The organism is Dyadobacter luticola, from assembly GCF_005860805.1.
GTDB lineage: Bacteria > Bacteroidota > Bacteroidia > Cytophagales > Spirosomataceae > Dyadobacter > Dyadobacter luticola.
The window spans coordinates 2,271,820-2,285,953 of sequence record NZ_VCEJ01000002.1; the positions used below are offsets into that span (position 1 = coordinate 2,271,820).

At 47.5% G+C, this 14,134-nt stretch carries 12 protein-coding genes; 4 read left to right on the top strand and 8 right to left on the bottom strand.

The window, feature by feature from the left end; translation table 11 throughout:
- The first annotated feature begins 22 nt into the window (after positions 1-22).
- Together FEN17_RS09570 and FEN17_RS09575 are read left to right on the top strand one after the other, a co-directional pair.
- Positions 23-1,819: a glycoside hydrolase family 2 protein gene (locus tag FEN17_RS09570; RefSeq protein ID WP_138365029.1), complete on the top strand. Its 1,797-nt coding sequence runs from the start codon at positions 23-25 to the stop codon at positions 1,817-1,819.
- Positions 1,820-1,879: 60 nt separating this feature from the next.
- On the top strand, positions 1,880-3,136 hold the full coding sequence (locus tag FEN17_RS09575) for a glycosyltransferase family protein (protein ID WP_138365030.1): 1,257 nt from the start codon (positions 1,880-1,882) through the stop codon (positions 3,134-3,136).
- An 8-nt stretch (positions 3,137-3,144) separates the two neighbouring features.
- Here FEN17_RS09575 and FEN17_RS09580 read toward each other — a convergent pair whose 3' ends face one another.
- Both FEN17_RS09580 and FEN17_RS09585 read right to left on the bottom strand, forming a co-directional pair.
- Positions 3,145-4,971, bottom strand: coding sequence for a cytochrome c peroxidase (locus FEN17_RS09580; protein WP_138365031.1), 1,827 nt, complete (start codon positions 4,969-4,971; stop codon positions 3,145-3,147).
- Between the two features lie 77 nt (positions 4,972-5,048).
- Positions 5,049-6,497, bottom strand: coding sequence for an alkaline phosphatase PhoX (locus FEN17_RS09585; RefSeq protein WP_138365032.1), 1,449 nt, complete (start codon positions 6,495-6,497; stop codon positions 5,049-5,051).
- Positions 6,498-6,714: 217 nt separating this feature from the next.
- Here FEN17_RS09585 and msrB point away from each other — a divergent pair, with 217 nt between their 5' ends.
- On the top strand, positions 6,715-7,206 hold the full coding sequence (gene msrB, locus FEN17_RS09590; RefSeq protein WP_138365033.1) for a peptide-methionine (R)-S-oxide reductase MsrB: 492 nt from the start codon (positions 6,715-6,717) through the stop codon (positions 7,204-7,206).
- 71 nt (positions 7,207-7,277) lie between these two features.
- Here msrB and FEN17_RS09595 read toward each other — a convergent pair whose 3' ends face one another.
- The 6 genes from FEN17_RS09595 to FEN17_RS09620 form a co-directional block, all read right to left on the bottom strand.
- Positions 7,278-7,613, bottom strand: a complete 336-nt coding sequence (locus tag FEN17_RS09595; RefSeq protein ID WP_138365034.1) for a hypothetical protein — start codon at positions 7,611-7,613, stop codon at positions 7,278-7,280.
- 120 nt (positions 7,614-7,733) lie between these two features.
- Positions 7,734-8,990: a sensor histidine kinase gene (locus FEN17_RS09600; protein WP_138365035.1), complete on the bottom strand. Its 1,257-nt coding sequence runs from the start codon at positions 8,988-8,990 to the stop codon at positions 7,734-7,736.
- Positions 8,987-9,664 carry a response regulator transcription factor gene (locus FEN17_RS09605; protein ID WP_138365036.1) on the bottom strand — a complete coding sequence of 226 codons (678 nt, stop codon included), beginning with the start codon at positions 9,662-9,664 and terminating at the stop codon, positions 8,987-8,989. The genes FEN17_RS09600 and FEN17_RS09605 overlap by 4 nt, the downstream gene beginning before the upstream one ends.
- Positions 9,665-9,667: 3 nt before the next feature.
- The gene (locus FEN17_RS09610) at positions 9,668-11,143 is read right to left on the bottom strand and encodes a hypothetical protein (RefSeq protein ID WP_138365037.1); all 1,476 of its coding nucleotides are present in this window, start codon (positions 11,141-11,143) and stop codon (positions 9,668-9,670) included.
- 111 nt (positions 11,144-11,254) lie between these two features.
- A complete protein-coding gene (locus tag FEN17_RS09615; RefSeq protein WP_171037883.1) occupies positions 11,255-11,833 on the bottom strand; it encodes a DUF4136 domain-containing protein in 579 nt (192 codons plus the stop codon).
- 37 nt (positions 11,834-11,870) lie between these two features.
- Entirely contained in the window at positions 11,871-13,382 is a 1,512-nt protein-coding gene (locus FEN17_RS09620; RefSeq protein ID WP_138365039.1) for a Do family serine endopeptidase, read from the bottom strand.
- A gap of 197 nt (positions 13,383-13,579) precedes the next feature.
- On the opposite strand from FEN17_RS09620, the gene FEN17_RS09625 reads away from it, so the two are divergent.
- On the top strand, positions 13,580-14,134 hold the full coding sequence (locus FEN17_RS09625; RefSeq protein ID WP_138365040.1) for an RNA polymerase sigma-70 factor: 555 nt from the start codon (positions 13,580-13,582) through the stop codon (positions 14,132-14,134).

Below are 14,134 nucleotides of genomic sequence, written 5' to 3' on the forward strand. Positions count from 1 at the left end.
AAGAAGAAGCTAAGCCGTTATTATGAGATTTATTTATTGCCTTTTAAGCCTGATCTACATTTCTGTTGGAAATATTTATTCGCAAGTAGGAAAGCTGCCGACGAAATGGACGAAGCAAGCAATGGAATCTGCCATGCCGTTCAGCGAATACCCCCGGCCGCAAATGCAGCGCAGCGACTGGATGTGCCTGAATGGCAAGTGGGACTACCAGGGTGGCCCGCAGCTTGCTACCGCGCTCAATCCATCAAAACCGATTGATTTTGACCGGCAAGCGCAGCAAATTCTGGTGCCCTATTGCCCGGAGTCGGTTCTTTCCGGTATCGAGCGGAATCAGGAAGTGAATATGTGGTACCGCAAACGGTTTGAAATCCCGGCTTCCTGGAAAGGAAAGCAGGTCATGCTTCATTTCGATGCCGTGGATCACGATGCCACCGTTTTTGTTAATGGCCAGAAAGCAGGTTCACATGCAGGCGGTTACGATGCATTTAGTCTTAATATCACGCCTCACTTAAAGGCCGGAAATAATGTTTTGATCGTTGCCGCCCACGACCAGAATGACGGTAGAACGCCGTCAGGTAAAAATGGCCCGAGAGGCGACTATACCTTCACTTCGGGTATCTGGCAGTCGGTCTGGCTCGAACCAGTCAATACGAAATACATCAAAAACATCCGTCTGCTTCCAGACCTGGAAAATAGCCGCTTAAAAGTGCTTGTAGATGCCGATCAGGGTACGGTGACGGCCGTCGCCTTAGAAGACCAGAGGGTGGTTGCCCGGGCGACGGGTGAGTCGGGTACCGCATTTTATATTCCCATCCCTAATCCCAGGTTGTGGTCGCCGGATGAGCCATTTTTATATGATCTTAAACTGAGTTTGCAAGACAAGAGCGGAAATGTAACCGACGAGATTGTCAGCTATTTTGGCATGCGGGATGTCAGGTTAGGAAAGGTAAATGGTGTTGTCAGGCCTTTGTTAAACGGGAAGTTTGTCATGCAGGTTGGCTTGCTGGACCAGGGCTACTGGCCCGACGGCATTTTGACCGCACCCACGGAGGAAGCGCTAAAATACGACATTGATTTTACCAAAAAGGCCGGTTTCAATCTGATCAGGAAACACATGAAAACCGAGCCGCAGCGCTTTTATTATTGGGCTGATAAGTTGGGTTTATTGGTTTGGCAGGATATGCCGGCGATCTGGTATCAGGACGAAGACACATTAAAAACACGCACCACGTTCCGCACCGAGTTGAAGGCTATCATTGATGACCATTACAATTCCCCTTCAATTATTACCTGGGTGCCTTTCAACGAAAATTGGGGCGCCTTTGACGTGAAAGAAATCACCGACTGGGTCAAACGCTACGATCCCTCCCGGCTGGTCAATGGAAATTCGGGTTTTAATAATAATCCAAGTTATCAAAAAGCCTATGGAGATCCCGGAAACGGGGATTTCGTCGATACCCACATCTATGTCGGCCCCTATAAAGCGTCTGTACCGGACGAGAAACGAGCTGCTTCTCTGGGTGAATTTGGCGGCCTGGGTCTTTTTGTCAGAGGTCATATGTGGCCTGTCGAAAACAATGCGTATGATTATGAGCCAACCAGGCAGGCGCTCACCGACCGCTATGTAATGCTGATGGATCAGGTGGAACAGTTGATGAAATACAAAGGCCTGAGCGTTGCTGTTTACACACAAACGACCGATGTTGAGCATGAAGTCAATGGCTTATTAACTTACGACCGTGCGGTTGAAAAAATGGATATTGAAAGAGTTCGGGAGGTGAATCAGGCGGTGATCGACGCTGGAAGTAAATTAAAATAAACAGAACGCAGGCTGGTTGAAGAAGGTATTTTTATTTCCTTTTTAAAATGTTCGGAAAGAATGCAGCTACCATTCAACCACATTAAAAAGACACTTTTAAGCGAAGGTTATTTTACTGCCGGGATCGTAATCGTTTTCCTTTTATTAGAAGTATACATTTTACTATTCCGGCACATTGCGCATCAAGCAGATCTGGAATTATATTATCGCGTTGCATTCAATATTATAGAGGGGCAAATTCCTTACCGTGACTTTCCGCTGGAATATCCTCTATTCGCATTAATACCGATCGTCATTCCTGAAATATTTAATCATTTCCTGGAAGGTAATTTAAATCAGTACACTGCTTTCTTCGCAGCTCAGAATATTTTGCTGGGAATTGGAACCGGCATTCTGGTGATAAAAACAAGCCGTTTTGACTCAAAATCGAGAAGTTATCGATTTGCATTAATTTTTATTCTTTCGCTCCCTATTTTCCTTTTTCGCTTCGATCCTTTTCCGGCATTTCTTTCAAGTCTGGCGATTTTTTTCATGAGCAGAAAGCAAATTGCATCCGGCTTTGTTTGGTTGATATCCGTCGCTGTAAAGCTTTATACGGTGATTTTCTTTCCAATTCTTGCTCTATATTACTATCTCAGCAAGCAATTCATAAGTGCATTTAAACAGCTTGCAGGAATGTTGCTGGGTTCGGTTTTGGTTTCAATAGCATTAAGGTGGGTAGGCGCTGATAATGCTTTCGATTTTTTAAGCAATCACGTGCAGAGAGGGATTCATCTGGAAAGTCTGGCAGGAGGATTAATACTGTTGCTGCAGTCGGCGGGCGTCGGCTCGGTAAAGATTCAGCACGATTTCGGCGCTATGCATTTGCAAACAGCCTGGTCGTCGCCGGTTTTACAGTTTATTAAACTTCTCACACCATTACTTTTCGTATCGCTGCTTGGATATATTGGGTTGATTTTCAAGCGGGAAATAAATGTTCAGGGCAACATTGCTCTTCAAACAATTCTTATCGCATTTAGCACACAGCTGCTGTTATTTATCATTCTCAATAAAGTATTCTCCCCGCAATATCTTGTCTGGCTATTACCCTTCATTCCTTTTTTAGATCGTAAAACCTTCATCATTTTCACCGCCACATTAATGTTAACAATCCTGATTTTTCCGGGCAATTATTATGATTTGATTTTAATGAAGACTTATATGGTGATAATGTTAAATGTGCGGAATGTTCTGTTGATTTGGATGTTTGTCAGGCTTCTGAATTTACTTAAAAACAGCAGGCAAAACGGCGAACATTTTTTTCGTACACCGGGTTGAGATGCGCTTCACAATATCTTCATAAACGCAACCAACCCCTTCTTCTCCCCATCCGTCAAATCCAGCTTATCAAAAGGCAGCGTCTGGTTTTCCAACTTAAAACCTAACCCATTTCCCCCGCCCCGGTCGTAAAAATCCACCACTTCTTCCAGCGTTTTGAAAACACCATTGTGCATGTATGGTGCCGTCTTCGAAATGTTTCTGACCGTCGGGGTTTTGAAGGCGTGTAGGTGCGGGTCACGTTTGGTCAGCAGGAATTTTCCTACGTCCGGGTCGATTTCTTTGCCGGCTGCAGTGGCGGGGGTACCGAGGACTTCGCTTTCGGTTTCCTGGTAGGCCGGCGGCACGGTGCCGTTGAACAGCGGGAAAAAGTGGCAGGTGGCGCATTTACCTTTACCCATGAAAACATTAAAACCCAGCCTTTCTTCAGAAGTTAATGTACCCGTCTGGCCGCGGAAATAGCGGTCGAGTTTTGAATTCAGAGAAGTTAATGACCGGATATAGCTGGCGATGGCGTTTTTCAGGGTATGTTCGTTGACGCCGTCTTTATAGGATTTGGCAAATAATGCGGCGTACTCCGGCTCTTTTTTCAATGCTTCAACCGCCTCGGGCAGCGAGCCGTGCATTTCCTGCTCGTTGCGGATCACGTCACTCGCCTGGTCTTCCAGGAACGCTACCCTTGAATCGGCGAACTGGACGGCCTGGTAGGCGGAATTTAACAAGGTCGGCGCATTCCGGGCGATGCGTACGCCGTCGAAACCTACTGCAAAGCTTTTCGTTTCGCCATCGGTAAATGCTTTGTCGGGCTGGTGGCAAGTGGCGCAGGTGCGACCATTTTTTCCGGATAGAATCGGATTGAAAAACAACATTTTGCCCAGTGCAATCCGATCTGGCGTGGAATGCTGCTCGTCCAGGTTTACAAAATAGTCTGAGTTAAAAATCGCAGAATCGGTCAATGTTTTGGCGTCTGGCGATAGTAACCTGCTTTCCGTAAAAACAGCAATTTTTAATGCTTTTTGTGTATCCAATAACAAGCTACTCAGTGGGTTGGCTTTTTGTTTGATAAAATCCAGCCGGTCGAATGCATTGAAATTTTTTGCTTTCTGTAAGCTATTTATCGCATTTTCAAAGGTGGCTTCCAATCTTTGTGAAAGCACTTGATCATGTTTTTCAACACTGTAAAAACTTAAATGCTGCTGCAAACTTTCCAGCGCGCTCGCGGCTTCGGGGAAAGAATGAAATGCAACCGGCGAATCGAAACCGGTAATACCCAATGTTTGAATGCGGAAAACTTCCAGACGGATCGCATCGAAAATATGGCTGTCGGTCAACTGGTTACCTTCCGAAATCTTACGGAGCCGGTTCACATTGGCGCGGATCACGGCGGCGTGCTGCACGGCATCCGCGTAGTTTGAAGAATCGTCGCCGGGAAAAACCAGTTCTTCCAAAACCTGAAAACCTTCCGGCTGATTGACCCGCAGATCGTCGTCCACTTCCGGAATGTTCGGACCATTGAGCGCCTTGGTGGTTTCGGGACTGTAATAGGCCGAGAGAAATTCCACACGCTTGTACGCAAGCCGCGCGTGCCTGAATGCTGCCTGCACATCCTCAGCCGGTTGGCGGTTTTTAATGAGCGTTTGCATTTCACTGACCGCGCTGTCGAGCCTGGTGATATCTTCCATAAACTGCTGCTTCACAGCATCTGTGGTCGTCACTTCCGATTTGCAGCCCTGAAAGGCAGCGACCGAAAACAGGGTCAGGCAGGCAGATAACAGTATTTCCTGGAAATGCTTTTTAAAAAATAGAAAGCAATGTTGAAAAGTCTTGGCAGACATGGATTTTCTAACAGATTGGGATAAAACACGAAAACGCCTGACGGGAAATCCTGTCAGGCGTTGTAAAATCACAGTTATTAACGTGGCAAACCTTCGATCAGGATAAGCTGGCTGGCCTGGTTTTCGGCTTTACGCACCGATCCGCCGTCCACACCCTGATACTTCGCATCTCTCCATGTATGTGCCTGGATACCAAGCATAAATGTGTTCGGGCGACCGGTTACATTCGATACGTCGATCATACCGCTCGATTCCCATGAACCCAATTTTGAAGTTCCGCCTACATTGTATTTTGCAGCGTCGGCTTCATTTCTGCGGTGGTCGATTTCGAGTACCGGTACCAGATTTTTCGTATTCAAATTGTACTGATACACATAACCGTCATGTTTTTCGTCGCCGTAACCATTCGGATCTTCCATGATGTAGATGTAATTATTCGTTACACAAACATTATCAGGATCCTGAAATGTATTTGCGATGCTGGTTTTGTCGTCGCCGTCGAGCAAAACTTCCAGTTTACCTTTCGAAGGATCGTTGGCATCCAGCACCAGGTGGTAAATGCGGCCATACTTCGAGCGGGAATAATCAGCATTCACACCAGAATTATCCTGACCAGTCACTGCAAAAATCACTTCACGGCTGTTTGCGCCGCCGCCTTTGCGGTAATCCACATCTTCCACGCGGCCAAATTTGATCGCTTTCAGATCATTCACTTTTGCATTGATCTGCGCACCAGTCAATGTTTTGTGGTCGTCGATTTTTACAAATTCAACATTGTAAGACGAACCTACTTTCATATCCATTTCAGTCTGTTTGTCGTCGCTGCGCTTCAACATATACAGTGAACCATTTTCCAGGTCACCCACTGTATTGGACATATACATGGCTAATTGTCCACCATTTACATCCGAATCGTCATCGCCGATCATGATTACCGTTTTGCCTGGATAGGCTGTTTTTGGCAGCGGAAGGGCATTTTCTGCGCTCCATCTTCCTAGTGCCGGTACTTCGCGTGAAACGCTTGCCTGATTTACGCTGGCATCCACATTCAATGCATGAGTCCGTGATTCCTGGCCGCTTTCACCGCAGGTCAGGAACAAAGGGCCGAAACCGTGCTCCAAAGGCGTAACCAATGTAGCCGAGCACAAGCGCCACGTTCCACCATCCGAATTCAAAACATACTCCCCTTTTACAGGCTTGAATGCTTTGTCCAGCGTGATGCGCGATACCGCGAAATTGTCTTCATTGTTGACCAGGATGGTGTAGTTTCCGTCCGGGTTCTGGAACAAGCCAGCGCCATCGGCCGAGCCGCCGAAAACGTAGTTGGGAGATTGTTCGAGCACGTCGTCGCTGCTGAGGAGCGAGAAAGCTTTGGCATTGCCTGCGCCTGGGAGTAATTTGGCCAGTACCGGCGTCACCGAGCGGTTTTGCAGGGTAATGTCCGGGCTGTCCGGCATGCGATGATCTTCACAGCCCGATAATACGAGCAGACTCAAAAGAGCCGTTGATGGTAGTAGAAACTTCATGGTGAGTATGGACTTGTGTTATTGAGGCTGTAAAAATAACCTAAGCCCTCTTGCCCAAAATGAAGGGAATGTTACGTCATGTTACCTGGAAATTAAATCATTTTTTCCCGCGCAAAATACATCTTCTGACAACCTGGCAGCGTATGTTTACTGGTAGAGTTTTTTAGTTAAAAAAATATCATTTCAAATACAGCAAACAATTTAAAATCAGTAAAATATGAAGATCGCGCAGCTCTTTTTTTCGCTTCTGTTTTTATACTCCATTAACGCATGCAGCCAGGACCGCAAGAAATCCGGTTCCGAAAAATCTTCTTATCCGGTGTCGAAATCCGATGACGAGTGGAAGAAAGTTTTAACGCCGGAAGCTTACTCCATCATGGTGAAAGGCGGCACCGAAAGACCTTTCCAAAACCCGTACTGGAACAACCACGAAAAGGGATATTATGTAAGCGCCGCTACCGGGGATACTTTGTTCACTTCCGATACGAAGTTTGAATCGGGTACCGGCTGGCCGAGCTTTTACAAACCCTACAAAGACAAAGCCGTTAAAGTGGTAAGCGACAGATCATTAGGCATGGTGCGTGACGAAGTGGTAGAAAGCAAAACCGGCCTGCACCTCGGCCATGTTTTCGATGACGGCCCGCGGCCGACCGGCAAAAGGTATTGTATGAATTCCTACGCCTTAAAGTTTGTCCCTGCCAGTAAATAAAAAAAGTGCCGCCAGGCACTTCTGATATCGTCGCCCCGGGTTAAAATCCGGGGCAATAAAGTCACTGCTGATTAATACTCGAACTCCTTTTTTACCTTTTCAGCCAGTTTTTCCACCTTGCCTACAAAGTTCAGGCACTCTTCCTCACTCATGGTCTCCACGGTATGACGCACGGCGTTCATCACCATAAAACCGTCTTCATCTCTTTTTACACCTTTTTGATTGGCAATTCTTTGCAGGTCGGCCCAGTCTGGCGCCAGCTCTTCTGAGAAATATTTGGGATCAATAATGTTAAAGTACGAGGACTGCGATTTAAGCTTGTCTTTGAGGGTAGCTTTGGAGTCCTTCTTTAATGCATCGACGAACTTAGACAACTCGATAAGCGCGAAAACATTCGACTTTTTCATTTGTGATAACGTTGAGGGAGAAAACATTTAACACAAATTTAAAAATGATTTAGGTTTTACGACATTCTAAGACAAATTAATTACACAAACTGCTAAAAATCATAAAACTTCTCCTAACCTTCATTTCCAGCTAACTGTCAGGACGTGCCAGTTGCTATCGACAGTGTAGGCGAGGTCCATCTCATTCACCTGACAAATGGTTTTGACCAGCGCCAGCCCCAAACCGATGGAAGAAGAGTTGGTACTTACTTTTCTGAAACGCTCGAACATTTGCTCCGGCGCCACTTCGATGGGGTTACCCGTATTGCTCACAACCAGCTTGCCTGGTTCCAGGGAAATTTTAATCGTACCCTGATCCACATTGTGTCTTATCGCATTGGTTAGCAAGTTATTGACCAAAATTTCGGCCAGCGCCGCATTCATCACCGGCCCGGTCGGTACCAGCGAAGTCTGCATGTTGATCCGGCGGGTTTCGATCAGATCTTCCAGGTCGCGGAGCTTGCGGTTGATGATGGTAACCAGGTTAATTTCTTCGTTTCCGGCCAGGAACTGGTGGTTTTCAATTTTGGTCAAAAGCAGCAGCACATTGTTCAATTTGCTCAGCCGGTTGGCCGCCTCGCTCACTTCCAGCAGCGACATAATCTGCGGCTCACGCAAGGTTTCGTCTTGCAGCAACCCTTCAATTTTCGACATAATCACCGCCAGCGGCGTCTGGATTTCGTGGGCGGCGTTTTCGGTAAATTCTTTGAGGTTTTGGTAAGTTGTCGCGAGACGGGCGGTGAGCTGGGAAACGGATTTATTCAGCTGGTCAAATTCAATCGTCGGCTCTTTGGGAAACTGTAAAATTTCATGCGTTTCCAGCTTGTAGGCATCCAGACTGCCAAGTGTTTTGTAAAACGGCCGCCACACACGTTCCGAGAGCCAGTTGTTCAATAACAAAAGTAAAATCAGCAGCAGCGCCGCGATGAATGTCACCGTCATCACCACCGCCGAGAGAAGTTGCCGCCGCTGGATCAGCTGCTTACTGATCGTGACGCGGTACCATTGACCTTCGACTTGCTCATAAAATGTGAGCTGGCGGTACGGCTGAAACTCGCGGGTGGTTTTGTCAAAAAGCGTATTATCGGTGAGGCTGGGCTTGCGCGGAAAACGCACGGCATTGAGCTGCAAACTGTCGCCGAGTTGGAGAATGTACACTGGAAGCCGGTCGATGTTGCGAAGCTGCCAGCTCACTTTTGCCTGGCTGCTGAACAACTCCTGGTTCACCTCCCGGTCGATCAGAAAACGCACCGAAACGTAAAATAGGCTCGCGCCGAGCACCAGTGCGATGATGGATGCAAAGATGTGGTAGCGAAAAATCCGGATCAGCAGCTTCATTTTTCACTGAATTTATATCCCACGCCATACATCGATTTGAGGTAATCGGGGCAGCCTTTGTCCATCAGTTTTTTTCTCAGGTTTTTAATATGTGTGTAAATAAAATCGAAATTATCCATCAGATCGGCGTCGTCGCCCCAGAGGTGCTCGGCGATGGATTCCTTCGTCAGTACCCGGTTTTTATTGGATATTAAATAAATTAAAAGATCGTATTCCTTGCGTGTCAGCACAACCTCGTGCCCGGAAACCTGCACCAGATGCTGCGCCGGATCAATTTTAATTTCACCGAAAACAATGTTCTGGTTACCCTGAAAACTCCGTCGCCGGATCACCGCCTGCACGCGTGCATTGAGTTCGGAAAGGTGAAAAGGTTTGGTAAGATAATCGTCCGCACCCAGGTTCAACCCGACGATTTTATCATCTAGGGAATTTTTGGCGGAAATGGTAATGATACCTGTATCGGGATATTTCCTTTTCAATGCGCGGATCACGTCGAGGCCGCTGCCGTCGGGGAGCATGATGTCCACCAGCACGCAGTCGTAGCGGTAAATGCTGATCTTCTCGACGGCCGTTTCGTAGTCCGGCGCCCACTCGCAAATAAAATTTTCGCGCTGGAAGTAAGTGACAATACTTACTGCCAGCGCTTTTTCGTCTTCAATCAGTAAGAGCTTCATAGACTAGCGACGTCCACCTCTCATGCTGCCGCCACCGCCATATCCACCACCGCGACTAAAACCTCCGCCACCATAACTTCTCACCGCGCCGCCACCATTGTAGCTTCTTCCGGCACCGTTATAGCTTCTCATAGCGCCCCCATTGTAGCTTCTCGAAGAATTTCCGTTATAGCTGCGGCTGTAATTCTGCGAAGGCACCGCCGACCGGTAACGATAGCTTTGTGATTGCATCCGTCCGGCATCGTAAGTCCTGCCATATCTGGCCCCATTATAAGACCGGGATGACATAGCCGGGTTGAAATGTCTTACCGCCGCGTAATTAAATCCGTTTCTTCCATAATAAACCCTGCGTGCGCTCAGTGTATTGCGGTAGTAGTTGCCGTAAGTCCGGTACAGATGTGGGTAGTAACGGTACGCACCACCGAAAAACCAGTTAGAAAATCCGATGGACGGATAGCCGTACAAGCCCATTCCGTAATACATGCCGCCACCGAAGCCAAATGCGCCCGGGTACCACATCGCAGAGCCATACCAGGATGGATAGCCAAACCAGTAAGAATAAGGGTTGTTGTAATAATTGACTACTTTATCGCCAGTCGGCGCGGGGTAGCTATAACCTTTATTTGCCGAAGCATACTGCTGTTTTGCATCATTATATTCCTGCAAAGCCTGAGGGTCCTGCGACAGATCGTGCTCATAGTTAGCCAATTCCTGCTGATCGTCTTTTTGCAATTTATCGTGCAAATCGGCGAGGTTTTCGCGGGTGCCTTCGGGGTCACTTTTGTATGCATCACCCAGGCGGGCAGTCAAATCGGCGTGGTCACTCAGGATCGACAGTACATCCGGCATTTCTTCCAAAGTCCTGAAAGCATCCTGCGCTTCATTGTTCAGCGGGTTGATCAAATCCTGAAATGCGGTTACAGCCTGTTCATTCAGATTGTCAACCGTTACAAGATCCGAATGATGGTTGTTATACAATTTCCAGGCGGCTTCTTTCAGCTCCGGCGAAGCGTTCGGAGCGTTGGCTACCAGCCCGTCGGTCCGTTCTCTTGGTTCTCTTTTGGGCAAAGTCGCCAGCGAGTGCATCAGCTCAGGATATCTTGAAACCTGGTAAAACCACTCCTGTTTTTTCTGCGGATACCCGTCAATGGTTTCCCTGAATGCCTGGCCGGTGTTGTCGCGAATCTGCGCCAACTTGGCCAGTACATCGGGATATTGCGTAGCAGTCAGGATGTTATTTCTGACGTCTTCATCATATTGGGCCACCAGCGGTTCAATGCTTTGTTTAACCCGATTTTGCGGCTGGTCAGACAAATACTGCTGATCACTATTATTATTAGATTGACTGTCCTGGCTGAAACCCGGGAAGGAAACTGCCATCAACCCGACAGCCAATGTTAATGTTGGAAACAAGCGAAATTTGAAGGTCGAATCCCGGCGGCCTGCCTCTGCTAAATTGCCTTCTGCTAGCGGTTTCATATCCTTATGAGTTTAATTTTCCTACTCTTTTTTAACTGATTAAAGGTAGCACAGGAATCTGTTGAAATTCTGTACTACCCTTCAATCTTAACCCTTTACGCATTCATTTTTTTAAATTCTGTCCGGAAAATCCCGCATCAGTTTTTTGACACCCTTATTAATCCTTTTGTCCAGATTATTCGGGTTGCTGGCGTCGCCGGAGACTTCTTTTTGCCAGATAATGTCGCCGGTTTTAGCATCGACCAGGTCCAGTACCAATGTGCCGTCGGTGGTGTTGGTGGTGCGGTTACCATAACCGTACCCGCCGCCGTAAGGCATTCCCCAGCCGTAAGGATAACCCCAACCGTAGCGGGCAAAACCCATCATCGGGTAACCCATCATCGGATAGCCGCCACCTACATAATTGCGGCGCACGCGCTGGGTATACGTGTGAAATTGCAGTAACAAATCCGGGTTTTGCGTATCTCGCGTCAACCCTTTACTTGCCAAAGCCTGATCGAGCGCTTTTTGGATCCGCTGACGCGAATAGTTGCTGCTGTACATCGGGTTCTGGTTTTTCTTCATGTCCGGCACGATCCAGTTATAAGTCCGCGCTGGTGCGTTGTTCACTGCTTTTGGCCTGTCGTTACCCGCAAAAACGATGTTGCTCAAAACAACAAGCAATCCCAAAAACATCAGATTCCTTTTCATTTTTTTAGAGAAGATTATTTTTAAAAAAAACTCCAACTCACAATCCAACAGCATAATATTGAGTTTCCTGATTACCGGGATATACCCCCTCCATCATGACGCCTCCCCTCTTTCCTTCCAGCACTTTAACCGCCTCTTCCACGCTACCCACCGGTGTTTTATCTATTTTAGTTATAACGAAACCGTCCTGCATATCCGTATTCTGACGGACTTTTCCAGGGTTGATCTGGCTTACAATTACGCCTTTTTCAATCTCCCAGGCCCTTTTCTGCTGGCCGGTCAGGTTTTGCAATTCAATGCCCAGGTTGTCGAGCGTTTTCACGGCTGCGCTTGCTTCCAGCGATCCGGTATTACTTTTCAAAACCACCTTCACCACTTTGTCGGCACCGTCGCGGTTCACATTCACCATCACGGCATCGTCTGGTTTATGCTGCGCGATTGCTTCCTGCAACTGAGGCACGCTTTCGATCATCTGTCCGTCGATCTTAGTAATGATGTCACCGACTTTGATACCGGCATCACGTGCAGCGCTCTGGTCGGCAAAACTTTCGACGCGCACACCTTCATTCACTTTCAGATCATAGGTTTTCACTTTTTCGCCATCCACTTCGCTGATACCCACACCCAGGTAACCACGTTTCACAGAGCCGAATTTTGAAATATCCTCGACTACTTTGTGCGCAATGCTGGAAGGTACTGCGAAGGAATACCCTGCAAATGAGCCGGTCTGGCTGGCAATCGCGGTGTTGATACCAATCAGGTTACCGTTCAAATCCACCAGCGCGCCACCAGAGTTACCAGGGTTCACCGCCGCGTCAGTTTGAATAAAGGACTCGATCGGGGCTTTTGAATTCTCACCTAAAATATTGATGCTCCGACCTTTGGCACTCACGATACCCGCAGTCACCGTTGAAGTCAGGTTGAAAGGGTTACCCACGGCCAGCACCCACTGTCCCACTTTCACGCCTTCCGAGCTTCCGAATGAAAGTGCAGGCAAATCTTTGGCTTCAATTTTGATCAGCGCAATGTCCGTATTCGGATCAGTGCCAATCACTTTTGCTTTATAAGTACGTTTGTCGGCCAGGGTCACATCCAAGGTTTCAGCTCCCTGGATCACATGGTTGTTGGTGACAATGTATCCGTCGGGATTAATGATCACGCCGGAGCCGGAAGCCTGGGCTTTCTGGCCGCGTCCGCGCTGCGGGGTGTCTCCGCCAAACGGATTGCGGCCGCCGAAGAAATCTTTCAGCTCATCCGGAATTTCCTGCTGGCTCACAGTCCTTTCGGGTTTCAATGTGGACTTGATGTGCACCACCGCCTTCGTGGCTTTTTGGGAAGCATAAGTAAAATCGGCCGGGATCATGGCTACATTTGGCCCTGTATTTTTTTCATCAAAACGGGCTTTTACGATGTTCGGATTGGTATCGACCCAAGCCGTCAAGGTATCGGGCTTGCGGAAATGCTCATAAGTAGCAAAGGAAGTTCCGCTTACAAAGGCCACAGCAAACGCCGCCGCCGCAATTTTCTTAATATGAGGTTTTACAGACATTGTTGGGTTTGAATAACAGGTTGATTACTGAGTTTGTTGATTCAAATTTGCAAAGTCATTCTGGTGGGATTTTGGGGACAATCTGAAGGAAATCTGAAGTTTGCTCGAAAATGACATTTCTGAAAAAACTTTTTCCTCTTACTCCTAGGGGTTTTCGTCAGGTAGTTGCCTTTAGTGTGTAGACGCCAGGATAACTTATGTATAAACGCTTTACCGATGAACAGTTAGTGGAATCGCTCCGGCTGGGGAATGAAAAAGCCTTCGAGGAGATCTATCAGCGGTATTGGTACCGGCTGTATACCATTGCTTACCAGGAAACCGGCACCCGCGAGGAGGCCGAGGAGCTTGTGCAGGATGTTTTTGAAAATCTCTGGTACAAGCGCGAAGAATCTTTCATTAAATGTTTGAAGGCTTATCTGATCGTTTCCATGAAACACCGGGTGACGAACTACATTAAATCCGCCATCACCCAGCGCAAGTACCAGGAGTATCTGATCCTCCATGAAATCCGTCAATCGTATGGTACCGAGGAAATTGTAAATTTCTCGGACTTGTCGCAGGCGGTGGAGGAAGTGATGAAAAAGCTGCCTGAAAAAACCTGCGAGGTGTTTCGCATGAGCCGGTTTGAAAACAAATCGGTGAAAGACATTGCCGAAATGCTGAGCCTCACCGAAAAAGGCGTGGAATACCACATTACCCAGTCCCTCAAAGTGTTAAAAGACCATTTGAAATACTACAACTCAGACAATTAA

Coding starts and splice junctions, on each gene's coding strand:
- FEN17_RS09570 (WP_138365029.1), top strand. CDS start 23: ATGAGATTTATTTATTGCCTTTTAAGCCTGATCTACATTTCTGTTGGA.
- FEN17_RS09575 (WP_138365030.1), top strand. CDS start 1,880: ATGCAGCTACCATTCAACCACATTAAAAAGACACTTTTAAGCGAAGGT.
- FEN17_RS09580 (WP_138365031.1), bottom strand. CDS start 4,971: ATGTCTGCCAAGACTTTTCAACATTGCTTTCTATTTTTTAAAAAGCAT.
- FEN17_RS09585 (WP_138365032.1), bottom strand. CDS start 6,497: ATGAAGTTTCTACTACCATCAACGGCTCTTTTGAGTCTGCTCGTATTA.
- msrB (WP_138365033.1), top strand. CDS start 6,715: ATGAAGATCGCGCAGCTCTTTTTTTCGCTTCTGTTTTTATACTCCATT.
- FEN17_RS09595 (WP_138365034.1), bottom strand. CDS start 7,613: ATGAAAAAGTCGAATGTTTTCGCGCTTATCGAGTTGTCTAAGTTCGTC.
- FEN17_RS09600 (WP_138365035.1), bottom strand. CDS start 8,990: ATGAAGCTGCTGATCCGGATTTTTCGCTACCACATCTTTGCATCCATC.
- FEN17_RS09605 (WP_138365036.1), bottom strand. CDS start 9,664: ATGAAGCTCTTACTGATTGAAGACGAAAAAGCGCTGGCAGTAAGTATT.
- FEN17_RS09610 (WP_138365037.1), bottom strand. CDS start 11,143: ATGAAACCGCTAGCAGAAGGCAATTTAGCAGAGGCAGGCCGCCGGGAT.
- FEN17_RS09615 (WP_171037883.1), bottom strand. CDS start 11,833: ATGAAAAGGAATCTGATGTTTTTGGGATTGCTTGTTGTTTTGAGCAAC.
- FEN17_RS09620 (WP_138365039.1), bottom strand. CDS start 13,382: ATGTCTGTAAAACCTCATATTAAGAAAATTGCGGCGGCGGCGTTTGCT.
- FEN17_RS09625 (WP_138365040.1), top strand. CDS start 13,580: ATGTATAAACGCTTTACCGATGAACAGTTAGTGGAATCGCTCCGGCTG.